The 22,829-nt window shown below is 53.2% G+C and carries 20 protein-coding genes and 1 riboswitch; of the genes, 8 read left to right on the forward strand and 12 right to left on the reverse strand.

The features are described 5' to 3' along the window. Positions 1 to 4 precede the first annotated feature (4 nt). Positions 5 to 1,450, reverse strand: coding sequence for a sensor histidine kinase (locus tag C173_RS06605; protein ID WP_235191806.1), 1,446 nt, complete (start codon positions 1,448 to 1,450; stop codon positions 5 to 7). 840 nt (positions 1,451 to 2,290) lie between these two features. Continuing rightward, a complete protein-coding gene (locus C173_RS06610; RefSeq protein WP_036723435.1) occupies positions 2,291 to 3,145 on the reverse strand; it encodes a helix-turn-helix transcriptional regulator in 855 nt (284 codons plus the stop codon). Between the two features lie 84 nt (positions 3,146 to 3,229). Here C173_RS06610 and C173_RS06615 point away from each other — a divergent pair, with 84 nt between their 5' ends. The 3 genes from C173_RS06615 (at position 3,230) to C173_RS06630 (ending at position 7,090) form a co-directional block, all read left to right on the forward strand. Continuing rightward, positions 3,230 to 5,161 (forward strand): beta-N-acetylhexosaminidase, encoded by a 1,932-nt coding sequence (locus C173_RS06615; RefSeq protein WP_051477867.1) that lies wholly within the window; start codon positions 3,230 to 3,232, stop codon positions 5,159 to 5,161. Between the two features lie 664 nt (positions 5,162 to 5,825). Then, positions 5,826 to 6,767, forward strand: coding sequence for a hypothetical protein (locus C173_RS06625; RefSeq protein WP_036723438.1), 942 nt, complete (start codon positions 5,826 to 5,828; stop codon positions 6,765 to 6,767). Positions 6,768 to 6,841: 74 nt separating this feature from the next. Continuing rightward, positions 6,842 to 7,090 (forward strand): NHLP leader peptide family RiPP precursor, encoded by a 249-nt coding sequence (locus tag C173_RS06630; protein WP_372238068.1) that lies wholly within the window; start codon positions 6,842 to 6,844, stop codon positions 7,088 to 7,090. A gap of 23 nt (positions 7,091 to 7,113) precedes the next feature. On the opposite strand, the gene C173_RS06635 is transcribed toward C173_RS06630, so the two are convergent. Both C173_RS06635 and C173_RS06640 read right to left on the reverse strand, forming a co-directional pair. Next, the gene (locus C173_RS06635; RefSeq protein ID WP_235191807.1) at positions 7,114 to 8,910 is read right to left on the reverse strand and encodes a sensor histidine kinase; all 1,797 of its coding nucleotides are present in this window, start codon (positions 8,908 to 8,910) and stop codon (positions 7,114 to 7,116) included. 229 nt (positions 8,911 to 9,139) lie between these two features. Next, on the reverse strand, positions 9,140 to 11,035 hold the full coding sequence (locus tag C173_RS06640; RefSeq protein ID WP_036723441.1) for a sensor histidine kinase: 1,896 nt from the start codon (positions 11,033 to 11,035) through the stop codon (positions 9,140 to 9,142). Between the two features lie 269 nt (positions 11,036 to 11,304). On the opposite strand from C173_RS06640, the gene C173_RS06645 reads away from it, so the two are divergent. The 3 genes from C173_RS06645 to C173_RS06655 all read left to right on the forward strand — a co-directional run bounded on the left by C173_RS06645 (position 11,305) and on the right by C173_RS06655 (position 14,285). Beyond that, positions 11,305 to 11,913 carry a hypothetical protein gene (locus tag C173_RS06645; protein ID WP_036723443.1) on the forward strand — a complete coding sequence of 203 codons (609 nt, stop codon included), beginning with the start codon at positions 11,305 to 11,307 and terminating at the stop codon, positions 11,911 to 11,913. An 86-nt stretch (positions 11,914 to 11,999) separates the two neighbouring features. After that, positions 12,000 to 12,061, forward strand: a riboswitch (Fluoride riboswitch). A 73-nt stretch (positions 12,062 to 12,134) separates the two neighbouring features. Then, positions 12,135 to 13,448: a voltage-gated chloride channel family protein gene (locus C173_RS06650; protein ID WP_036723444.1), complete on the forward strand. Its 1,314-nt coding sequence runs from the start codon at positions 12,135 to 12,137 to the stop codon at positions 13,446 to 13,448. A gap of 159 nt (positions 13,449 to 13,607) precedes the next feature. After that, the gene (locus C173_RS06655; RefSeq protein ID WP_051477871.1) at positions 13,608 to 14,285 is read left to right on the forward strand and encodes a peptidylprolyl isomerase; all 678 of its coding nucleotides are present in this window, start codon (positions 13,608 to 13,610) and stop codon (positions 14,283 to 14,285) included. A 121-nt stretch (positions 14,286 to 14,406) separates the two neighbouring features. Here C173_RS06655 and C173_RS06660 read toward each other — a convergent pair whose 3' ends face one another. From C173_RS06660 to C173_RS06685, 6 genes are all read right to left on the reverse strand, one after another. Continuing rightward, entirely contained in the window at positions 14,407 to 14,751 is a 345-nt protein-coding gene (locus C173_RS06660; RefSeq protein WP_036723447.1) for a DUF898 family protein, read from the reverse strand. A 96-nt stretch (positions 14,752 to 14,847) separates the two neighbouring features. Further along, positions 14,848 to 15,177 carry a hypothetical protein gene (locus tag C173_RS06665; RefSeq protein WP_036723448.1) on the reverse strand — a complete coding sequence of 110 codons (330 nt, stop codon included), beginning with the start codon at positions 15,175 to 15,177 and terminating at the stop codon, positions 14,848 to 14,850. Positions 15,178 to 15,213: 36 nt separating this feature from the next. Then, positions 15,214 to 15,915 carry a pirin family protein gene (locus C173_RS06670; protein WP_036723450.1) on the reverse strand — a complete coding sequence of 234 codons (702 nt, stop codon included), beginning with the start codon at positions 15,913 to 15,915 and terminating at the stop codon, positions 15,214 to 15,216. A 22-nt stretch (positions 15,916 to 15,937) separates the two neighbouring features. After that, entirely contained in the window at positions 15,938 to 16,513 is a 576-nt protein-coding gene (locus tag C173_RS06675; protein ID WP_036723452.1) for a hypothetical protein, read from the reverse strand. 163 nt (positions 16,514 to 16,676) lie between these two features. Beyond that, a complete protein-coding gene (locus C173_RS06680) occupies positions 16,677 to 17,609 on the reverse strand; it encodes a manganese-dependent inorganic pyrophosphatase (protein ID WP_036723453.1) in 933 nt (310 codons plus the stop codon). An 87-nt stretch (positions 17,610 to 17,696) separates the two neighbouring features. Continuing rightward, entirely contained in the window at positions 17,697 to 18,533 is an 837-nt protein-coding gene (locus C173_RS06685) for an AAC(3) family N-acetyltransferase (protein WP_081751049.1), read from the reverse strand. Between the two features lie 151 nt (positions 18,534 to 18,684). Between C173_RS06685 and C173_RS06690 the strand changes: the two genes are divergently transcribed. Beyond that, the gene (locus C173_RS06690; RefSeq protein WP_036723454.1) at positions 18,685 to 19,668 is read left to right on the forward strand and encodes a ring-cleaving dioxygenase; all 984 of its coding nucleotides are present in this window, start codon (positions 18,685 to 18,687) and stop codon (positions 19,666 to 19,668) included. Positions 19,669 to 19,792: 124 nt separating this feature from the next. Here C173_RS06690 and C173_RS32710 read toward each other — a convergent pair whose 3' ends face one another. Both C173_RS32710 and C173_RS06700 read right to left on the reverse strand, forming a co-directional pair. Continuing rightward, positions 19,793 to 20,485 carry a hypothetical protein gene (locus C173_RS32710; RefSeq protein ID WP_051477869.1) on the reverse strand — a complete coding sequence of 231 codons (693 nt, stop codon included), beginning with the start codon at positions 20,483 to 20,485 and terminating at the stop codon, positions 19,793 to 19,795. Between the two features lie 105 nt (positions 20,486 to 20,590). Continuing rightward, positions 20,591 to 21,280 carry a YjjG family noncanonical pyrimidine nucleotidase gene (locus tag C173_RS06700; RefSeq protein ID WP_036723464.1) on the reverse strand — a complete coding sequence of 230 codons (690 nt, stop codon included), beginning with the start codon at positions 21,278 to 21,280 and terminating at the stop codon, positions 20,591 to 20,593. Between the two features lie 94 nt (positions 21,281 to 21,374). Here C173_RS06700 and C173_RS06705 point away from each other — a divergent pair, with 94 nt between their 5' ends. Continuing rightward, positions 21,375 to 22,334, forward strand: coding sequence for an MraY family glycosyltransferase (locus C173_RS06705; RefSeq protein ID WP_442792616.1), 960 nt, complete (start codon positions 21,375 to 21,377; stop codon positions 22,332 to 22,334). The last annotated feature ends 495 nt before the right edge of the window (positions 22,335 to 22,829 follow it).

The raw sequence follows: 22,829 nt of genomic DNA on the forward strand, positions 1-22,829 counted from the left end.
AAGTTTATGCATTTTTCAGTTCAGCCACACCGACAGGTATAGAGATTAAAATTCTGGTTCCAGCGTTCTCGCTGCTGGTTAACTGGAAATCGCCTCCAAGGGACTGTGCTAGATATTGCATATTCTTCATTCCCAGTCCGCCTGAGTGATCCTCGGATTCAGCCCAGATCAGATCTGCATCGAAACCGATGCCATCGTCGACAATCGATAGTCTAATCCATTTCGGCTTAAGCGACAGTTCTACATCCACCCGGCTGGCAGCACCATGTCTTATGGCGTTGCCGGTCGCTTCGGAGATAATCCGGAAGAGTGCCTTGTGGTAAGGATAAGGGAGACTGAAATCATCCCCCGTTATTTTCAGTTCAATCTCAACATCATTAAGCCGGGAGAGGCTCTTCAGATGCGAGCGCACCATCCCAAGCCAGCTCGGGCCGCCGCTCTTCTTCGAGCTGAGGCTGTAGATGGTAATCCGAAGCTCCTTGGCTACCTTGGTGGCTGAATCATGGATAAGCTCAATCTGCTCCTCCAGCTCCCGCTCAGACATTTTGCGCCACGTCTGCTTCAGGGAATGGGTCGCATAGACGATGCCGAAAAGACTCTGGGAGACACTGTCGTGCATCTCATCGGCTATCCGGTTCTGCTCGTTCGTGATGATTAGCCGGTTCTCGATCACGCCCAGCTCGTGGCGCTCAAGAATAATCGCACTCAGCTCCGACAGGAACATCAGTTGCTGGATGTACCACCGGCGGCCCTCCAGCCCTTCCGAGGCTTCCAGCTTCACGCCAATCATTCCGACGAACCGGGTGCTCATTCTTACCGGCATCAGCAGGAAGTCGCCGATCCCCGGCATACTCTTGAATACCGGTTCACGCTGCAGCCTCCATTCATGCTCATGCTTCTCCAGCTCCATGAACAGAAAGCGCTCCTCCTCATGCTGCCAGCCCGTCTGACGGCTCTGCGGAGCAGGCTCACCGCTTTTTTTGGCGAACCAGAACAGGGCCTTCTCCAGCTTGGTAAGCTTGACCACATAGTCGGTAATGACTTGGCCAATATTCATGAAGTCATGCTGGCTTGATGTTTCCACGATGTGATAAAGCGATTTGATATGCTCCATGGTATCGTTGGTCCTCGCGTTCGCTTCCTCCCGCTGCCGCTTTATCCCCTTAACCATCTGCATAACTATAACCGCGAGAGCCAGGGCTAGAAACAGGTTACCATTGGCAAGTATAATTTCAGCAATCGTAAGACCCGGAGAACCGGCATCCATGTAGCCCGATACTGCCACCATGGAAATATAACCCAGGATCAGACTCCAGGCACAATACAAAGAGAGCGCACCCGCCGCAAACAGCACCGGATTAAGTACATATAGCTTAAAAGGACTATCGTATCCTCCAGTAAATAACATCAACACCGCAATGAGTGCCGTCTCCATACTGACCATCAGCATTAGAGTACGGGATCTTGCATGGAACTTCCGGTAATAGTACGGGAATAGTTGGGCAAATAAGAATAGCACAATGATTAGTAGGGATTTGTATATTACGGAAGGCCCCGCAGAAACCATGAGGTACATAAACGATGTGAGGGACAAAGAAAAGATTCTGAAAAAGGCGATCGTACGGTCTTCGACTGTTAATTTAATGTTCATCCCACCACCCTATTCTCCAGTTTGTGGAAAATTCGAGTTTATTCTAAGCTATGTTTAAAAGCATCATACATGAGAAAAATCACAATAACAAGTTTCGATTTCTAATGATAGCGTTTACTTTGAAAATAAAATGGGTATAATTATTCTTTTTTCATGAAAAATTAACCAACTATATCCAGCTCCTCAAATGATAGCGTATGCAAAATTATCCAGTACAGCTCCGGGCATGGCAAAGAGCCTCTCCCTCCAGGGACAGGCTCTTCAAAAGAGAAGTCTTCGGTTATCCGGTGAGTACACCCGGCACAGTCTATTCAGTCACCGCCGGCACAGCTTGCTCCGGCTTGGCATTATTACATATACAAATTTGATAGCGCTGTTCGCCAACGATATGATACCCGGTGGACAAAATACGCAAGGTATGATTAGGTCCTACCACCTTATGGAGACTGCGGCAACTGATGCAGTAATACTCTCTCAATAGTCTCATCTCCGGCATAGTCTAGAAGAACTATTCTAGAACTGCTAATATTATCTAGAGCATATCACTGTTTTTTTCTGCGTGTCAACAAAAATCTGCAAAAAACGACATTATTCTGAGACTATTTTAAGATAAAAAGTAGAATTATGTCGTTTAATATGTCACAGATGATTCCGGCAGGTCTGCGGGGAGAGGCCCATATATTTCTTGAATAGCCTTGAAAAATAAAAACTATCCCTATAATGAAGCATTCCCGCTATCTCCTGCACCTGCAGGGAGGTATTCAGCAGCAAATGCTTGGCCTCGGCCATCTTCAGCCTGTGGATATATTCATGCAGCGGGTACCCGCTGCTCCGCCGCACGGTGCGGCGGAGTGTAGACATGGACAGGTGCAGGCGCCCGGCCATCCCCGGCAGATCCGGCTGCTCATAGATGCAGGCATTCAGCGCCTCCCGGATCAGCGGCATGGCTTCCTGCCGCCACGGGCGGCGGCTGCCCTGAAGCTGCAGCGAGCATTCCAGCAGCATCTCCTCCAGCAGCAGCGCAGCCCGGTCCGCATCACCGGGAACATCTCCGGCCATGTACGCCAGAACCTTTTCAAAGGACGCTTTCAGCCCTTCCGCCTTATCCCCCCGGGTTACCTCTCCACCCGCAATCATTCCCGCTTCCAGCCATTCTGTGACACGGCTTCCGCTGAAATTAATATAGTATTCATCCCAATACCCGCCTGGGGGCGGTCCGAAGCTGTAGCTATAACCGGGTCTGAAAAAAAACAGGCTTCCCTCATGGACCTGCTGCTCTGGTCCTCCGTTCTCTGTATAAGTTCCGGCTCCTGCGACTATATATACAAGTGCCCAGTGTTCAAAGGTGACACCCGAGCGAAACAGCGTTCTTCCCGGCAGATGGCCGGCTTGCCCGACACGAATCGACTGAAGGCGCAACCTGGCGGCCTCCACCTTCGGATCAATAATTCTTACTGGATACGGGCTGATCATATAATCCATGAGCTTGGGCATACATTGCATTCCTCCATGTGTTCAGGAGTGATATGTTGATAATGAAGATGATCATATTCTACATGAATAAGAGGTGTCCACGCTATGTCTGATGTTGTTCACTTACTGCTTTTTCCCCGGCCGCAGAAGATCACGGTATCCGCAGGACAGTTCCCCCTTCCTTCCCGGGGCAGCATTGTGCTGGCCGGTGAGGATCAGGTGTCTGCCCTTCCCGCAGCCCGCAGGCTTCAGCAGACCGCTTCCGAGGTGGTCCGTCTCAGTCTGCCTCTGTCCATAGGGCAGCGGGCTGCCACAGTTCCGGCTTGCACCTTCCGCTATAACGCACTGCTTGCAGAAGGAGCCTACGAGCTGCACATTAACGAAAAAGGTCTCATTGCCGCTTACGGTTCTCCACAAGGCGCTTATTATGCAGCGGCGACGCTGAAGCAGCTCCTGCAGCAGTGCGGCCGGACGCTGCCTTATCTGCATATCTGCGATCAGCCGGATTTCGCGGCCAGAGGACTCATGCTTGATATCAGCCGCAACAAAATCCCCACGCTGGATACCCTGTACCGGATCATTGATCTCATGGCGGACCTCAAGCTGAATCAGCTGCAGCTATATATAGAAGGAGCTCCGTTTGCTTACGAGTCCTTCCCGCAGGTATGGGAGCTGGAAACTCCGCTCACCGGCGATGAAATCCTGCTGCTGGATGCCTACTGCCGCGAGCGGTATATTGAGCTGGTGCCTAATCAAAATAGCTTCGGCCATATGGAAGGCTGGCTGACCCGGCCGGAGTTCAACCATCTGGCAGAGATCCCCGCAGGCTTCATGCTTCCGGATCAGATGTATGATAGCGATTTATACCCGGAAGGATTGTTCATGCATCCCGGCACCTTCCATACAGAGGACCCTGAGGTATTGCAGCTTCTGGGCACGATGTACGATGACCTCCTTCCCTACTTCAGCTCAGAGATGTTCAATGTCGGCTGTGATGAGACCTATGAACTGGGACTTGGCGCAAGCCAGGCACTGGCCGAGTCATCTGGCAAAGGCGAGCTGTATCTCTCCTTCCTGCAGAAGATTCACGAACTGGTCAAGCAGCGCGGCAAAACCATGCAGTTCTGGGGCGATATCATCATTCAGCATCCCGAACTGATCCCCCGGCTGCCCAAGGATATCATCGCTATGGAATGGGGGTACAGCGCGGCTCATCCTTTTGAAGCGGATACCCGCAAATTCAAAGAAGCAGGCATCCCGTTCTATGTCTGTCCGGGAACCAGTTCCTGGAACTCGCTCACCGGCAGGACCGACAACATGCTCGCCAATCTGCGCAGCGCTGCGGTGCATGGCAAGAGAAACGGCGCTATCGGCTACCTGATTACCGACTGGGGTGATTTCGGCCACTGGCAGCAGCTGCCGGTCAGCTATGCCGGATTCGCCTACGGGGCAGCACTGGCCTGGAATGTAGAGGGGAATCTGGAGGCGGATGTGGCGCATTATCTGAACACGGCGGTCTTCCAAGACCGCTCAGGAACCATCGGACAATTACTGCTAGATCTGGGGAACTACTATAAGCTGGAGTCGGGCACGGTCCGCCCGAATGACACGGAGATGTCTATGCTGCTGCGCAGCCATCTGGAGCATGTGCAGCTGGCTACGAAGCTGCCTGTAGAGCAGCTTGACAGGCTTGAGCAGTACATCCTCGGCCTTGAAGACCGGCTTGAGCAGCCGGTTCTGGAATGCAGCGATGCAGAGCTGGTTATCCTGGAGCTGCGCAGCGGCATTCACTTCGTGAAGCATGCCGTTCAGCTTACCCGGCTCAAGCAGCAGCTCGCCGCAGCCGATTCGCAGCCCCAGGCAGCGCAGGTTCAGGCGCTGATCCATGACCTGGATCTGCTGCTCCACCAGTACCGCCAGCTCTGGACCCGGCGCAACCGGCCGGGCGGCCTGGAGCGCAGTGTCTCGAAGCTGGTCCACCTGCGCGGGGAATATACCGCACTTGCCGCCAAGCTGGATGCAGAGACTGTTCGGTAGATTATATTACGGAAGAACACAATACAAGTGGAAACGGCTTTGCCGTCCTTTTAAAGGACGGTACCGTTTCAGCGAGAAATAGAAGGATAATTTATTGTGTGCAACATATAAATTCTTATATTTGAACATACAAAAGAAACCTCTCCTTTGAAATGGTTGTGCAGAAGCTCCATTTCCCAAAGGGAGGTTTTTTTGTGATATAGAAAGATTTTGAAAGAATGTTTTTCCGTATACATTCGGGCCACACGCCTCCGTCAGGCCCAATATGGTCGGTTTTTCGATTACATTGGGACCACACGCCTCCGTCAGGGCCAATATGGTCGGTTTTTCGATTACATTTGGCCTACGCGCCGCCCCGGGTCCCATTGTGGTCGGTTTTTCGATTACATTTGCTCCACACGCCTCCGTCAGGGCCAATATGGTCGGTTTTTCGATTACATTCAGCCTACGCGCTGCCCCCGGTCCCATTGTGGTCGGTTTAATACGCATACATTAGCCTTCAATCGGTGAAATCAGGTACACTCCTGCTCCACCCCGCGATCCTGCGCTGCACAGCAACAAAATTTGGATTGAAATAGGTCATTCGCAGGATTATAATGTGATCATATAACCACTTTTTACCTAATATTTTAAATAAAATACATAATTGACAGGAGATATGCCTATGGATTGGCTTCATGCTTATGAGGACGAGCTCCGTGTGGTCTTTGAGGAGAACCGCAGGGTGATCTCTGCGTTTCCAGAGCCGCTTAATGCCCGCGGCCTGTCGTATCTCAATCAGTTCAACGTGTTCCACCCGGACAGCCACAAGAATTACATCTGTTACCTGCTGCCCTTCTGGCTCCAGGACCCTTGTGGCCTGAGTCCTGAAGTGGCCCGCAGGATGTCCGCAGGTAACATCTTCCTCATGCTCTACTTCTTCCTCCAGGATGATCTGATAGACAGCCCGGAGGCCTCGGCTGCGGAAGCGCTGCCACTTGCCAATCTGCTCTATGTCGAGTTTCTGGCTACCTACCTTCCGCTGTTCCCGGCGGACTCTCCCTTCTGGCCCTGCTTCAGCCGTTACATCAGCGAGTGGGCAGACAGCGTGAGCGGTGAAGCCGGCAGCGATTACTTCCTGAATGACCGCATCCGTATCTCCCATAAGGCCAGCCCGCTCAAGCTCAGCAGCACGGCCGCACTGCTGCTCTCCGGCCAGTCCTCCTCCATTCCCGAGGCCGAAGAGATGATTCACACTGTGCTGTTGACCCTGCAGCTGCTTGACGACTACGAAGATTGGGAGCAGGATCTGGAGGACAGCAGCTATAACTGCCTGTTGTCACTGGTACGCTCCAGTACCGGGATGGCCGCAGGAGAACCACTGACCGAATCAACAGTGAAGGACTTCATCTATGTAGCAGGCGGACTTACCGGATATGCTGCGACTGCCCAAGCCAACCAACTCATCCTGGAGGAGGCCAGCTTACAGCTGCCCTTGCTGGTGTCCTTCCATCTCGTGCTCGTGCAGAACCTGCAGCAAATCGCCGCAGCCATTGAAGCGCAGAAGCAATTGCTGCTGGGCGGGGGGCTGGATTACTGGCTGTCTTCGCACTCGAATCTCTCATAATTTATTCAAATAGCAATAGAATTATATAATGGCCTATGCTATACTAAAAAGGCAATTATAACCAATTTGAAAGGGTGATTGTATTGTCAGTAGGAGTTCTTAAGAATCAGGTGATTCAGAAGGCGTGGGAAGATCCGGCTTTCAAACAAAGACTGCTTGCAGATCCGAAGGCAGCGCTCCAGGAAGCGCTGGGCATCAACCTTCCTGACAACATTACACTGAAGACCGTAGAGGAAGGCTCTAATGAATTCTACCTGGTCATTCCCCCAAGCCCTTCTTCCGATGTAATGAAGACACGTATCACCCCAATGGGAACCTGGTAGCATATTCAAGTCAACCTATTATCTTATCGGGAGTTGGAATCGTCCGGCCCTTCTGCACGCGGCAGAATGGTGATGGACTCGGTTCCGGCTCCTTTTTTGCTCATAAAACGAATTTCTCCCTCCATCGCTTCAATAATACGGAAGGTAACCATCAGCCCGAGCCCCGTGCCCTTCGTCTTGTTGGAGGAGAAATACGGCTCGCCCAGACGGCTAAGCACGGCCGGTTCCATACCTGCCCCGTTATCCTTAATATGAATATGCACCTTATCCCCCCGGCTGTACGCCAGCAGATGAATCGTGCCTTCCTCCCCCAGGGATTCAATGCTGTTCTTGATGATATTAATCATCGCTTGCTTGAACTTCGAGGAATTCCCTTTGACCCGCAGGCCGTCTTCCACCTCCAGAATCATTTTGCCCCCGTTCAAATGGCATAAAGGCAGCAGGATGCTCTGGATATGCATGAACTCTTCATTCACATAGAGCAGGGAGACCTGTTCAAATTCCGGCTTGGCAAAGGTCAGAAAATCGGTGATAATACTCGCCGCCCGGTCCAGCTCACTGAGCGCCATGGACAGGTATTTCTGCTCGTCCCCGCTCGACTTCTCGCTGAGCAGCTGGAGAAACCCCCGGGTCACCTGGAGCGGGTTACGCACCTCATGGGCTACCGATGCTGCCAATTCGCTGATAATCTCCATTTTCTCTGAACGCTGCAGTTCGTTGTTGAACAGCTCCAGCTCCTGCGAATATTTCACCACTTGGCTGTGGTTCTGCGCCAGCCGCCGTCCCAGAATTACAATCAGCGAGAGAATGAACACAACCAGCGCCCACTTCCAGTAGAAGAGATCATAATTTCCGCGTTTGAAATAATACCACATCAGCTCCAACACCCCGGTAAGGGCAGCCGTACCGAAGCCGCAGGCGAAGATGATCGCATCCTTATTGCGCTTCAGGGAGAACACGATGACGCAACCGATCAGCAGAATGAATTGAAGAATCATAATAATGCCGACAATATTGGTGGAGATGAAGTAATAGAATTTCAGATACCGGCCCCCGGAGAGTGCATTTATAATGAGGAGGACACAGCAGAATAAGGAATAGACCATCTGGAATTTGCGGAACCTGCGGATGATGCCGTATTTGCCCACGCCGAATATTTTCTCGAACAGGAAGGTCAGTGCGGGTAACAGGGACAACAGCGCCACATCGAACAAAAATACACTGAGCCCGCCCAAATAGCTGTAGAAGGTATACGTGAAGGGAGAGTAGGTCACAGACAGCACACCGGTAGAGGCGATAACAACAGACAGCGAAGCCGTCACGGGGAAATACTCCTTGTTCAGGAAAAATGCGCATACAAACAGCACCGCTGCCACGAAGATAAAAGCACCGCCCAGAATCACATCTATGAGTCCGTTCTTAATATAGTCCTTGATTAGAAGACTGTGCTCACCGAGCACAACCTGCTCTTTGATTCCGATCCGGTCCTGGAGCGTCTGCGTCCAGATATAGAGCGTCTTTCCGTTATCCCGCATATCCAGAGGCACAAGCAAGGAATAGTTATCCATAATGAAGCCGCGGTCCCCTTCAAAAACCAGCCGGTCCTCCACATACACCTTCACATGCAGCGCATAGATCGTCTGAATATAGACCGAGGGGGACACGTAATGATAGGAGGGCAAAGTAATCTTGGTCCAGGCGGAGGATACCCCGGAAGGCTTGTGCGGCATCTCGGCCTTCGCCTCCACATCGATCCACCCTTGGTCTTCCGTTACCGGAGCCTGGAGTCCGTCATCATCCGTCCCCTCCTGCCACTTCATCTGCCAATGTCTGATCTCACCGGCGGGGGAAGCGCTTTGCGCGGATACCAGGAGGCTTCCGCAGGTTAGGCAAAGCAGAAACAATACTAACGCTGTATGTAAACTTTTGACCATCAAAGACATGCAAGCACCTCAGAGGAAAGTTTTAGAAGCAAAGTTCTGTAGTGTTAATATTTCGCCCCATGCTCTGCCCATCCCTTCAAAAAAACGGAATAAACAAAAAAAATTTCTAATTCATGCTGGAGGCCGGCAATTTAATAAGCACCTCGGTTCCTTCGCCCTTGCGGCTGTGGAACTCAATCGTGCCGTTCATCGCTTCAATAATACGGAAGGTGACCATGAGGCCGAGCCCCGTCCCCTTGGTCTTATTGGAGTAATACGGCTCGCCCAGACGGGCCAGTTCGCTAACCTTCATTCCCTCGCCGTTATCCTTCACGCTGATGATTACCCAGTTGCCTGTCCTCCAGGCTGTTACGACAACCTCCCCCTCCTCCTGCAGTGACTCAATGCTGTTCTTGATCAGATTAATGAACGCCTGTTTGAATTTGGCCGGGCTGCCCGTCACTTGAAGCTCCTGCTGCAGACGCAGCTCTATCGAACCTCCCTGCAGATTAGCCAGCGGCAGCAGGATTCCCGACACATGCTTCAGCTCCCCCGAGACTTCGAATACATCCACGATATCCAAGCCCGGCTTGGCAAAGGTAAGGAAATCAGTAATGATTACCGAGGCCCGGTCCAGCTCTCCCACAGCCATCTTCAGATATTCCTTCTCCTTGTTGCCGGAGCGCTCCCCCAGAATCTGCAGGAACCCGCGTGTGACCTGGAGCGGATTACGCACCTCATGGGCTACCGAGGCGGCCAGCTCACTGATAATCTCCATTTTCTCCGAACGCTGCAGCTCATTATTGAACTTCTCCAGCTCCCTGGCGTATTCCAGCGCCTTCTCATGGCTTCCCGCAAACCGTTTCCCCAGAATAGCAATCAGGGAAAGAATGAATACCACCATGCCCCATTTCCACCAGTACAGATGATACCTCTCCATTGAAATGAAGTAACGCAGCAGCTCCGCCACCGAGACCACGGCAAATACAGAGAAGCCGCCCGTGAACAGGGTGGCATCTGAATTGCCTCTGCGGGCATAAGAAAATGCCAGATACAGCAGGTAGATAAGCTGGGCCATCATTAGTACACCGGTTGCGTTAATAGTCAGAATAGAATACAGCGCATCCAGCCGGAAGGACACTGCGGCATTCAGAATAAGCGCTGCGGTACAGAACAGGGAATAGGCCAGCTGAAATTTACGCACCCGGGTAGTGAAGCCCCGCTTGCCCGGTCCGAATAGCTGCTCAAAATAAAGCGTGAACGCCGGCATAATGGTGAACAGGGCCAAATCGAAGCTGATCTGCCTCAGACGATCCCCCCGGCTTAGAATCAGCGTCAGAAACGGAGAGTACGTCAACAGCAACACTCCAAAGGACAGGATGACAAGGGCCAGAAAAAAACCGCTGTAGAAAAATTCGGGCTTAAGGAACAGCAGGCAGATCAATAACGCTCCGGCCATGAAGATCATGGCGGCTCCGAGCACAACGTCCACCAGATCCTGCTTCACATAAAAGGACAGCAGCTGATTATAGCTGCCGATCCTTATGTCCCCCTCGATTCCAAACTCCCCGCTGCCCGCATTCCACAGATAGAGCGGCTGTGCACTGTCTTGTGCCGGTAATGGAATCAGCACCTTGTTGCCGCTATATTCCACATCCCCGCTGGAATCGTAGATTAGCCGGTTGTCTATATATGCTTTCAGGTTGTCGCCAAATACTCTATCGATCAGAATAGCGGGAGTTGCTCCCGCAGGGGGCAAGGTAATCCGCATCCAGACGGAAGGGGTGCCTGGTGGCGCAAGGGGCCTGGCCTCCCTGGCCCGCACCCATGTCCATCCGGCGGCTGGCCCTGCCATTACAGCTTCTATGCCGCTATTCCCGGCCGTTTCCCACTTCAGCTCCCAGGCCGGAATTTCCGCTTCTGTATGTGCATCCCATTCTATGGCGATCCCCGCCGGAATGATGGTTATTACAAGCAGCAGCATAATAAAGACTGCGGCTGTTTTGGTTGATGCTAACTTCATTGTGGCACCTCAGTGAATCCTTAGTTGTATTCATATAGTCCATATGATTCTTATTTTCGACAACGTTTGCACAATACCTGCCATCAGACTGCAAATAACCTCGAAACGGCTCGGTTAATTCATCTATTCCGGTTATTCTGCCGGAGAAATGAATATATTAATCAGATGGGCAGCCTGGATGCCGGGCAGATTCGCCGCTGCTTAATCGGGTATAGTTGTACTATAAGATGAAGAAGACTTACAACAAGGGACAAGGGAGCTGATTCACGATGGGTAACGAATTCAATAAGACGGAAGCCGACTTTGCATATGAGCGCTATACCAAAATGGGCGGTGTCTCCCCGGAGCAGGATATCCCGCTGGAAGAATTGCGTCCGCTTGGCACGATTACTGAGCCAAGCCCCAGTGAGGAAACTGTAGGCGCCGGGAACCGTCCGCTGGAATCTGCACTGGCCAGTCATGACCCTGCTCACTTCACACCGATCGATTTCGACGGTGTAGTGGATGACGGCTCGGATCCGGCGCTGGAGAGCGATCCTATTCTAGCAGCCGATATCGGCCTGAATGTGCCGGACGCCGGTCTTGGACCGCGCGCAGACCGCCCCGCTCCCTCTTCCGCCACCCCCGGTCCGCAGCGGGATGAGCTGCTGGAGTCGGATGCTATATACACGGCCGGTGCAGCCGGATTAACCGGCAGCGTCATTGATTATGCGGATACGGAGGAAGAGGTGGCAGGAGAAGCGGAGGAAGCCGCTCCGTTGGAGGATGTCCCGGATGCGGATGAGCTGGTTCCCGGCAGTAGCATTGACCCGGCCTCCCCGGACCCTGATGCTATGCCCGGAACCGATGTGCTGAACGGCTCGAACGGTGACGAGTAGACACGGCTAAGCGGTCCTGCCGGGGCGTTCACCCAAGGTCCAGGTTCATATTGACTTTTGGAGACATTCGGCATACGATAGTTTCATTCAGTTGCGGCGATGGAGTTCGCCATAACCGCCCTTCGGGGCTAATGACTCCTACCAGTGATTAACTACGCTGGTAGGAGTTTGTTTTGATTTCAGGGTAGTATTTATTTCGGGTCGGGGGGGCGTTAGCTATAATGAAGAGGAAGTATGAACGGTGGGCAGCACTTGCAGCGCGCCAGAGCCAGCTTGCGCTCTGGAGTACATTCGTCAAATGGGTGATCCTGGGGGGACTGGTCGGGCTGCTGGCAGGAAGTGCCTCGGCCTTGTTCCTGGCCAGTCTGAACGCAGTCACCCAGGTAAGGCTGGAGCATGCCTGGCTGCTCTTCCTGCTTCCCGCGGGAGGCGCGCTCGTCAGCGGAATGTATATGCGTTACGGCAAGAGCAGCCTGAAGGGTAACAATCTGATCCTGGAGCAGATCCGCCAGGGCAATGAAGCGATTCCGCTGCGCATGGCCCCGCTGGTCCTTGGCGGGACGCTGATTACCCATCTCTTCGGCGGCTCGGCCGGACGCGAAGGCACGGCTGTGCAGATGGGCGGCAGTCTGGCCGACGCACTCGGACGCTGGCTCAGAATCGGTCCGCTGGACCGCCGAATCCTGCTGATGTGCGGCATCAGCGGCGGCTTCGGCTCCATCTTCGGCACTCCGCTGGCCGGAACGGTGTTCGGCCTGGAGGTCATCGCCATCGGGCTGATCAGCCATAAGGCGCTGCTGCCCTGTTTTGCCGCCAGCTTCACCGGTGATCTGGTAGCCTCCCGCTTGTGGGGCGTTCACCATATCCACTATCAGGTGGATGTCTTCCCCGCTATGGATGCGCTGGTGCTGGTCAAGGTTATATTCGCCTCCATCCTCTTCGGCCTGTGCAGCCTGCTGTTCAGTGAGCTTACCCATTATCTGAAGCGGACCTTCACCGCCCTAATCCGTAATCCCATGCTCAAAAGCGCCGCCGGCGGGCTGATCATTATCGCCCTGGTCTACATAGCAGGTTCCCGGGACTATCTGGGGCTGGGCCTTCCGCTGATCAGCAGCTCCTTCGAAGACGGCGTATCGCCCTTCGCCTTTCTGTGGAAGCTGATCTTCACCGCCTTCACCCTGGGGACCGGCTTCCAGGGCGGCGAAGTGACGCCGCTATTCGCGATTGGAGCTTCCTTGGGGAGCAGCCTGGCCGGAGTGCTTCATCTATATGGGCCTTTTCTGGCCTCACTTGGCTTCATCGCTGTCTTCTGCGGAGCAACCAATACACCGCTTGCCTGCTTCATAATGGGCATCGAGCTGTTCGGCTCCGGCGGAGCGGTCTATATGTTCATCGCCTGCATCATCAGTTATCTGTTCTCCGGGCACAGCGGGATCTACAGCTCCCAGCTTATCGGCGTCTCCAAAAGCGCCTTACTGCCGGTTCCCGAAGGAACGACGCTCGCTTCCGCCAAGGAGCAGCCCGCACCAAAGTAGCGGAATCCGGCAGGGCGCGGAAGCAGGCTTTGCCAGAAGCAGGACAAAGAAGGTATGATACAGAGGTGAATGCACTAGATTATTTAAGGACAAAAGGACAAAAGGAGAGATTCTGAAGTGAAGTCTATCACAAGAAAACCCGTCATCCTGCTTGCGGTGATGTGCCTGATGCTCGTCATTCTGGCGGGCTGCGGCAATAAGCCAGTGAATAATAATGCCGCCGGTAATGGTAACAGCAGCTCCGGAGCAGGCAGTGAGGCTACAGCAGCACCGCAGGAGAGCGCCGCCGCTACAGAAGGCGTGCCTTCAGCCACAGCCAGCCATCCGGTGGTTACGATCGAGATGGATAACGGCGCTGTTATTAAGGCCGAGCTGTATCCCGAGGTTGCCCCCAATACGGTCAACAACTTCATTTCATTGATCCAGAAGGGCTTCTACGACGGAACCATCTTCCACCGGGTCATTCCGGGCTTCATGATCCAGGGCGGGGACCCGGATGGCACAGGAATGGGCGGACCAGACTACAGCATTGCCGGAGAATTCAATAACAACGGCTTCACCAACAATCTGTTGCATACAGAAGGCGTGTTGTCCATGGCGAGAAGCAAGGATATGAACTCTGCAGGCTCCCAGTTCTTCATTATGGCCGCTGCTTATCCAAGCCTGGACGGCGATTACGCCGCCTTCGGCAAGGTTACCGAAGGACTCGAAGCGGTCCAGGCGATCGTCAGTCTGCCGCGTGGCAAGAATGACCGTCCGGATCAGCCGCCGGTAATGAAGAAGGTCACCGTTGATACCCTTGGGGTTACTTATCCCGAGCCGCAAAAAGTACAATAAGCAGCCTGCAAGCCGGTTGCACAGATTAGTCTTGCTCCAAAATCCATGCAAAAGAGCCATCCTCCATAACCGGAGAATGGCTCTTCTTCGCATCCTGCGTATACTCGAAGCATGCAGCTTCTTATTGGAAGTGGGTGTGCTTCGTTCTCCACTGCTCCAGCTTAATAACCACCCAGAAGCCGTAGATCCCAATCGTAATCACCGTCAGCAGGAACCACTTGATCCATTGTCCGAACAGGCTGACGGCTGTACCGTCGAACCGCAGGCGCTGCCCTTCCACCACGGTATGCTCGACCTTCCAGCGGTAGAGCATGACCACAGACCAGGGATAGCAGATGCCGAAGGTACAGACCGTAACCAGCCAGCCAGCGAGGCACCACCCAATGTACTCAATAAGCTTCCCGTCAAAATAAGATTCCCTGCTTCCATAATTCATCGCTGCCGTATTCATGTGCAGTGCTCCCATGGGTCTCCGCCTTTCATTCATGCAAAATTATTCCTGGTTCTATTTTCCTTATTATCCATGGTGAGCACTGCTACATTTCTCACAATTCTATCCCCATCAGGCCCAGTATTGATCTGGCCGGTATTCGATTTCGGACTGCACGGCTATCGTTAAGCGCCCGGAGTCCGCATCATAGGTTACAGGCTGATCTCCAACGTAGTACCAATGCTTGATGACCGGCCCGTCCGCAGGCTCCTCGAAGCGGAATACATTAAGCTCCGCCTTCAGCTCCACCACCGCAGCGCCCTTATCTGCAGCCACATCCGTCAGAGTGATTAAGGTCAGCCCGCCCTGCTTATCGAAGGTATACCCTACTCCATCCATGCTGTTCACAAGCATGCGTCCGGTTACGGAATGCTTCACCAGCACTCTCTCCTGTTCTGCCATTCAAGCTCCTCCTTCATGTCGGTATCCCGCCGCGCATTACGGCAGATCAATCACCATGACCAGTATATTCTCATCTGCCTTCAGCTCCAGTTGCGCTATGTCCTCGATTCTTGCCGAATCACCCGGCTTCAGCACATCATCCCCGTTCAGGGTAAGCTGCCCTTCTACCAGATATACAAAGCTGCGCCGCCCCGGCTCCTGCCGGAAATCCAGTTGCCCTCCCGCTTTGGCCTTCCCGAGATAAATGGTCATGTCCTGGGCTATACCGACAATCTCGTCAGAGGCTTCGGAGGCTACTACCGGAAGCAGCCTTCCTTCAAGCTTGGCCGGATCGAAGCGTCCGGTTGCATAAGAGGGAGCTGTCCCCCGGGCCTTGGGCATGAACCATAGCTGAAGCAGGCGGACCGGCTCACTGTCCGAAGGGTTATGCTCCGTATGAATCGCGCCGGTCCCTGCCGACATCCGCTGAATCCCGCCGAAGGACGTCTGTGCAACATTGCCGAGGTTGTCCTCATGACGAAGCACGCCGGACAGCACAATCGAGACAATCTCCATGTCACTGTGCGGATGGGCGCCGAAGCCTTTTCCCGGAGCGATCGTATCATCGTTACAGACGCGCATCGGCCCAAAGGCCGTATTGTCCGGATCATAGAAATCCCCGAAGGAGAATACATGACTGCCCTTCAGCCAGCCGTGATCGAACTGGTGCGCAGACGCAGCAGGATAGATTGTAATCAATGGAACCGCCTCCTGAGGTTTATTATGAAGTGGTCGATATCTGCAGTTCAGAAACGATGAACCATTTCTTGGACGCAGCATCCTTAAAATACACCTGGATCATGTAGTTCCCTTTGTCGGTAACCTTATAATTATACGCTGCCGATTTGAACCAGAAGCTGTCCTTCTTCTCTGTAATCGGCTGGTTATCCACAACATCCGTCTTGCCTGCCGGGTCTGTAATGGTGATTTTCAGATCGGAGATATCTGTTTTGAGATCATCCACCTGCACCAGGGCAGAGAAGGTATTGCTGGTGTCCATTCTGACTTTGCCGAAAATCTTGCCCGACTCATCCAGCAGCACCGTATTCACATTAGGCTTGTAGATCTTGACCGTCCCTGCTGAGTCGTCCACCGATACAATCGCCTGCATATTCTCGGAAAGCTGTTCCACAGGCACATAGACCCCGCCATCCGAGGATAGTGCAGACTGCTTAAGCAGCATATTATTTACATAGAATGAGAGATCTGTTTTGCCGGCAGCAGCATACAGCAGGCCTCCTCCCGAGACCATCATCAGGCACATTGTTGAAATCGCCAGCTTGCGCATCTTCCCCATTATTCCCGTCCCCCTCTATAATGTCCTATGCTGTTTATACCCTTCAGGCGGCAAGGAGTTGCTGTGAATTGTAAAATAAAACCGGCTGTACTTTTTTCCTGAGGAAAAGGCACAGCCGGTCACGGGACAACCTTCTTACTCCGGGTGCACCCGGAAGCAGCAATTACAGCTTGGCGATCGTCTCGGTAAGAACCGGTACAATCTGAGATTTACGGGACACTACACCCTTCAGCACAGCCTTGTTATCATCCAGCTTCACATTGTAAGCCTGCTCCACAGCGCCGGCTACGCGGCCCAGGGCAAGACCCACGGAATCGTTGTTCAGGATATCGGTAACCACGAACAGGAACAGATCAAGTCCCTTGTCGTCAATAATCGCGGTAAGCGCCGCTTCCAGCTCCGGCTGCTTGGACAGGACATCATTCACATCCACAGCGTTAACCTGGGCAATCTCCACCTTATACTCGCCCATTTTGAATTCCTTGGCATCCAGAGAGATCAGTTGGGCAATGCTCTTATCGCTCAGGTCTGCACCGGCTTTGAGCATGTCCAGGCCATAGCTCTCGGCATCCACTCCGGCAATGACGGCCAGTTCACGCGCAGCAGCCACATCCTGCTCCGTGCAGGTCGGCGATTTGAACAGCAAGGAATCGGAAATGATAGCGGACAGCATCAGACCGGCGATGTTCTTGGGAATGGCCACGCCATTCTCTTTGTACAGCTTGTTCAGAATGGTAGCCGTACAGCCGACTGGCTCAGCCCGGTAATACAGCGGATAAGCGGTCTCGAAGTTCGCAATCCGGTGATGATCAATAACCTCAACCACACGGACCTGATCGATATCATTCGCACTTTGCTGGCGTTCATTATGGTCAACCAGAATCACTTGTTCAGCTTCTGCAGCAACGTTCTCCACCAGACGCGGCGCTTCTACCCCGAAGTGGTCGAGGGCGAACTGAGTCTCTCCGCTGATGTCTCCAAGCCGGACCGGCTCAGCATCCCAGCCCAGTTCCTTCTTCAGTGCCGCATAAGCAATGGCCGAGCAGATCGTATCTGTATCCGGGTTTTTGTGACCAAAGATCAAAGTTTTTGTCATTTCCAATCTCCTTACTATGTTTTTGTGAGAATAATATACCATACATTGATAGAAACCTGCCAGAGACCCGTAAATATCCGGCCTGGGTTAACTCTTGGTATGCTCCTGCACTGCCTCTACAGGTTGACCCCGCTTCGTCTTCGGCAGCGCCTCAGGCGCATTCTCCCCGTATAAAGGCTCGTTATCCGAGAATAGATCCGGGTTCTCTCTGAGCATATCACTCAAGATACGCGTAGTCTCTACAGTGCCGCAGAGCATAACCGCCGCATCGCCGAAGCTGCCCCTGCGCAGCGCCCCGCCGTCCTCCAGCACGGATTCCACCTTCCAGAAATGCTGCGACCAGGACAGTCCGCAGTGTCTGCGCGAAGGCACCGCGATCTCCCTGCCTTCAGGCGTCACGGTATAGAGCGCCTCATGCCCGTCCGTCATCCGGCCGGGAATATCCACCCACTCTTCAATACCGTGAATGAACGTATTCCTCCGCAGATCCACACCGAGCAGCATAATCTCCGCTCCCCGGTCCAGCAGCTTGCCATAGACCGACCCGCGTGCGCACGGTGTATCCCAGCGCTCATCTCCGGCCGTGAACACCGCCGCATCCCTGCCTAGCGCCGCCACCGAATGCGTAGGATGCCAGGAACGGATCACGCCCGGCCGCTTGCGGAACAGCTCCGGCAGAATCCCTACGCAGGCGGGCGACTCCAGCACAGAGAAGCGCGGATTCTGCCCGTCGATATAAGACCAGGTATGCGTGGGCAGGACCAGCAGTCCCTCCTTCATATATTCAGAGAGAACATCCAGTACGGTATCCGCTCCCCCTTCCACTTCACCGATGCTTTTGAGCGAGGAATGGACCAGCAGTGTCCCCTGCGGATCGATCCCCATCCTCTCCAGTTGCTTCATCAGACTTGATCTGGTGTGCATGATTAACCCCGCTTTCCTGAATAATAAATACCATCCTTGAAATACACCTTGCAAAATTACTCATTTACTATTAAAATTATAGTAACTTAATATTAATAAGTAATTTGCGGCTTTTATATAACCAACAACCTAAATTTCAGGAGGTATTCCCATGAGTTTAACATTAAAAGGGCTTCACCATGTATCCGCCATTACCGCCAAAGCGCCTGAGAACTACAAATTCTATACAGAAGTTCTCGGACTCCGCTTGATCAAGAAGACCGTCAACCAGGATGACGTATCCGTCTATCACCTGTTCTACGGGGATGAGACCGGGAATCCCGGCACGGAGCTTACCTTCTTCGAGCTGCCTAACGCAGGGCGTAACCGCGACGGCAACAACAGCATCTCCGCACTCTCCCTGCGTGTTCCCGGGGATGATGCCCTGCTCTTCTGGACACAGCGCTTCACCGTGTTCGGTGTAGAGCATGAGGAAATCACCGAACGCGGCGGCCGCAAAACGCTGGCCTTCACCGACCATGAGGGCCAGCGCCTCATCCTCGTCTCGGATGAGCATAACGAGGGCATGCCCGGCGGCAAGCCTTGGGCCAAGAGCCCGGTTCCTGCCGAGTATGCCATTGTCGGGCTGGGACCGGCACATCTGACCGTCGAGACCGCTGAGCATACGGCACTGATTCTGGAGGACCTGCTCGGCTTCCGCCGCGCAGGCAGCTATCCTTCTCCGATAGCGGGCCAGCCGGATATTATCGTGTTCGAGACTGGTGAAGGCGGCTCTGGTACGGAGATCCATCTGGAGGAACGCAGCGATCTTCCGCAGGAGCGCCTGGGACGGGGCGGCGTGCATCATGTAGCCTTCCGTGTCGATAACGAAGAGGAGCTGAAGCAGTGGATTGAACGCATCCGCAGCGTACAGCTCCCGAACTCGGGCTTTGTGGACCGCTTCTACTTCCGCTCCCTGTACTTCCGCGAGCCGAACGGTATTCTGTTCGAGCTGGCAACGGACGGACCGGGCTTCGCCACAGATGAGGAAGTCGAGCATCTGGGCGAGGCGCTGGCCCTGCCGCCGTTCCTGGAAGCAAAGCGTGAACAGATTGAGGCCCACTTGAAGCCGCTGGACACCCGCCCGCAAGTCTAACGTTATTGACTTAGTGAATTAGTTCAGATGAATTGCACATGAAGAAACTCCGGCTGACTTACAAGCCGGAGTTTCTTTTTAGGTTAGCCAAGCCTGCATAGCAGCTTAACTATACTGGCTCAGATCAGCTCTCCGACCAGGTGATCGTGAAGAGGTTGAAGCCGGGCCGGGCCGTGGAAGCTTTGCCTGTAATGGATACAGGACTTGTCCCGCCAAGTCTGCCCGAAATTTTTACATTGCTGGCGGATACCGACTCCGAGGCATTATCCAGATTTTTAATCCGCGCATATTCACTGTACACGAAGCCCATGATCTCCAGTGTCTCCTGCGTGGAATACGTGAACGCCACCTTCTTCTGGCCGTTAGCATCCGTATCCAGAGTGATCGCAATCAGGGCGTCCTGGGGAATCGGAAAATCCTTAGGCAGATTAACCGGTCTGGCCGTTCCCTCCACTACAGGAGCAGGACTTGTATTCCCACCGCCGGCAGAGGTTCCCGGTGCAGGAGTCGGAGCAGGAATATTTGCGCTACCTTCTCCAATTCTCACTTTATAGTTGACCGAGTCATAATTGATAGGCACCTTCAGCACCGTGGCGATCGATTGGACCGGCAGGTAGGTGAGACCTTCATAGGTAATTGGAGTCAGGGTTTTGCCATTGCCATCCTTCATCCAAAAAGGATTACCATCCACCACAATACCCAAGCTATGGTTCAGATAAGCCTTAATCTGCTGCAGCTTGGTGCCCGCATACACTCCTGCCGAGCCTGTTACCGTCATACCGGTGACCACCGCGGCAATCAGCCATTTTTTTCTCATAATATCCTCTCCCGTATGTTGTTGTTAAAAAAGTAGAAACTTTGCGTCCCTATATATTTAACACGGAAGCGAAACTTTCAACCTGCCTGCCGCCGTTTATTCCGCTTACGCGCGGTTCACGATCTCCACCAGCTCGTCCAGACTGCGGATTTCATAGGTAGGAAGGTTCTCAGGATCACCGGGCTTGCCCAGCGGATTGAACCAGCATGTATCGATGCCATAGTTGTTCCCGCCCCGGATATCCGAGGTCAGGGAGTCCCCGACGATCAGCACCTTGCGTCTATCGGACAGCTTAAGCTTAGCAAAAGCATAATCAAAAATCCCCGTCTCCGGCTTCTGGTAGCCCGTCTCCTCCGATACAATCACCGCCTCGAATACCTCGCTGAGCGGGGAACCCTTAATCCGGGCATGCTGCACATCGCTGATTCCGTTCGTAATCACTGCCAGCCGGCACCCGGTAAGCTCACCGCAGAGCTCGGCAGCCCCCTGAATCAGGAAGGTACCCTCCCCGAGAAAGCGCAGGTACGCTTCACTGAATTCCTCCGGCTTGAACGTGAGCTGACGGGCGGCAAACAGCCGGTTGAACCGCTCCACCCGCAGGGCGGCAGAGGTGATCTTCCCTTGCTCGAAATCCTTCCATAAGGCATGGTTAATCTCCTGGTAGCTGGCCGCATACTCCTGCGCGCCTGTCGGCAGCCCGAAGTGGGCAAAGGCATGGCTCAAGGCGTGGTTCTCGGCCATTCCATAATCGAACAGTGTATCATCAGCATCAAATAGGATACATTCGTATTTCATCTTTACCTCCATCTCGCTTATGTAGTTCGACAACATACATCCTTCTGCGATATAATTTGGGATAGGCCTTAAAAAAATCAACGGGGTGATTGTCATTTTATACGGTTTAGCTTTTCTCGTGTCATTTTTTATCGTTTATCTGCTGATTCCTCCTCTGGGCAGGCTCGCTTTCCGGCTGGATTTCGTGGACAGGCCGAGGGAAGATGTTGAACGCAAAATCCATAGGGAACCCATCCCGCTAACGGCAAGCTATGCCATATTCGTAGGTTTTTTCATTACATATCTGCTCTTCGCACGTGAATTTACCCTGGAGACGCTCGCCCTGTTCATTGGCGGTGTGCTTCTGCTGACTATAGGAACCATCGATGACTGGTACAAAACCAAAGGCAAGGATTTCCCGGCCCTGCCCAAATTCATCGTACAGATTGCCGCCGCCGTTCTGGTGTTCTTTTCCGGCAATGCGTTTACCGGCTTCATTAATCCGTTCTCAGGTGATTATATCTCACTGCCGTTCATTTTGCAGTTCCTGCTGACGATCATCTGGATCTTCGGCGTCACTACGGTCATTAATTTCTCGGACGGCATGGACGGTCTGGCCGGCGGACTTACCGCGATCTCGGCAGTAACCCTGTTCGTAGTCGCACTCACGATGGGCCAATCTACTTCTGCCTACATGGCAATTTCGCTGATCGGGGTTACGCTGGCATACTTGCGCTTCAACAAGGCTCCGGCCAAAATCTTCATGGGCGATGCCGGCGCCACCTTCCTCGGCTTCATTCTGGCAGTGATTGCGCTGGACGGCGCCTTCAAGCAGGCAACGGTGTTGTCGCTGTTCATTCCGATTCTCGCGCTGGGCGTACCGATCTTCGACAATATTTTTGTCGTCATCCGGCGCTTCCTGAAGGGACAAGCCATCTATCAGGCGGACGCCACTCAGGTTCATTACCGTCTGCTCAAGGCTGGTCTGAACCAGAGACAAGTGGTCGGCGTGCTCTATCTGGCCAGCATTTGCCTCTCCCTGTCGTCCATCATCCTGCTGCTGATCCAGACGTAGGCAGGCCGAAAATATGAAAAGGGCTGTTCCCAAAAGTCATGAAATGGCTGATTGGGGCAGCCTTTTTAGTTTGGGTGGAGGCTGTGTGAACGGAATTGGTTACTTGGGAAAACCTTTTACTTTTGAGCAGGATCAACGCTGGCGCTCGGGTGGACGCTCCGCGAACGGAACGTTGCTACAATCGCTGTTGTCTCCAGATTTTATTTATTTCCCTAATCGGTAAAAATCCGGAGACAAAGGCGACCGCTATCGCTTTTCCGCATTCGTTCCGTCCTCTCCACTGTTTAAGCGGGATGCGAAATAAAACCTTGGCCCCACCTACCAAACCTCGCGACTCCACATTGTATGCGGTTTTTAACATACATTTGGCACGGTCACCCTTGCTCCTGCGCATTGTGTTCGGTTTTTCGCATACAATCGGTGCGACCCCCTTATCCCGGAGTCCTCCGTATAAAATCGGTACTTGTTGTAGATATGCTCTTTATTTCGCTTTTT

The sequence above is a fragment of the Paenibacillus sp. FSL R7-277 genome (assembly GCF_000517965.1).
GTDB classification, from domain to species: Bacteria; Bacillota; Bacilli; order Paenibacillales; family Paenibacillaceae; genus Paenibacillus_AQ; species Paenibacillus_AQ silagei.

Bases quoted from the DNA above. Each gene is read 5' to 3' on its own strand.
- C173_RS06650 (WP_036723444.1), top strand. From the start codon at position 12,135: ATGAAGAGGAAGTATGAACGGTGGGCAGCACTTGCAGCGCGCCAGAGC.
- C173_RS06665 (WP_036723448.1), bottom strand. From the start codon at position 15,177: ATGGCAGAACAGGAGAGAGTGCTGGTGAAGCATTCCGTAACCGGACGC.
- C173_RS06690 (WP_036723454.1), top strand. From the start codon at position 18,685: ATGAGTTTAACATTAAAAGGGCTTCACCATGTATCCGCCATTACCGCC.
- C173_RS06605 (WP_235191806.1), bottom strand. From the start codon at position 1,450: ATGCTGATGGTCAGTATGGAGACGGCACTCATTGCGGTGTTGATGTTA.
- C173_RS06680 (WP_036723453.1), bottom strand. From the start codon at position 17,609: ATGACAAAAACTTTGATCTTTGGTCACAAAAACCCGGATACAGATACG.
- C173_RS06635 (WP_235191807.1), bottom strand. From the start codon at position 8,910: ATGAAGTGGCAGGAGGGGACGGATGATGACGGACTCCAGGCTCCGGTA.
- C173_RS06625 (WP_036723438.1), top strand. From the start codon at position 5,826: ATGGATTGGCTTCATGCTTATGAGGACGAGCTCCGTGTGGTCTTTGAG.
- C173_RS06685 (WP_081751049.1), bottom strand. From the start codon at position 18,533: ATGCACACCAGATCAAGTCTGATGAAGCAACTGGAGAGGATGGGGATC.
- C173_RS06640 (WP_036723441.1), bottom strand. From the start codon at position 11,035: ATGAAGTTAGCATCAACCAAAACAGCCGCAGTCTTTATTATGCTGCTG.
- C173_RS06615 (WP_051477867.1), top strand. From the start codon at position 3,230: ATGTCTGATGTTGTTCACTTACTGCTTTTTCCCCGGCCGCAGAAGATC.
- C173_RS06610 (WP_036723435.1), bottom strand. From the start codon at position 3,145: ATGCCCAAGCTCATGGATTATATGATCAGCCCGTATCCAGTAAGAATT.
- C173_RS06645 (WP_036723443.1), top strand. From the start codon at position 11,305: ATGGGTAACGAATTCAATAAGACGGAAGCCGACTTTGCATATGAGCGC.
- C173_RS06675 (WP_036723452.1), bottom strand. From the start codon at position 16,513: ATGGGGAAGATGCGCAAGCTGGCGATTTCAACAATGTGCCTGATGATG.
- C173_RS32710 (WP_051477869.1), bottom strand. From the start codon at position 20,485: ATGAGAAAAAAATGGCTGATTGCCGCGGTGGTCACCGGTATGACGGTA.
- C173_RS06655 (WP_051477871.1), top strand. From the start codon at position 13,608: ATGTGCCTGATGCTCGTCATTCTGGCGGGCTGCGGCAATAAGCCAGTG.
- C173_RS06660 (WP_036723447.1), bottom strand. From the start codon at position 14,751: ATGGGAGCACTGCACATGAATACGGCAGCGATGAATTATGGAAGCAGG.
- C173_RS06700 (WP_036723464.1), bottom strand. From the start codon at position 21,280: ATGAAATACGAATGTATCCTATTTGATGCTGATGATACACTGTTCGAT.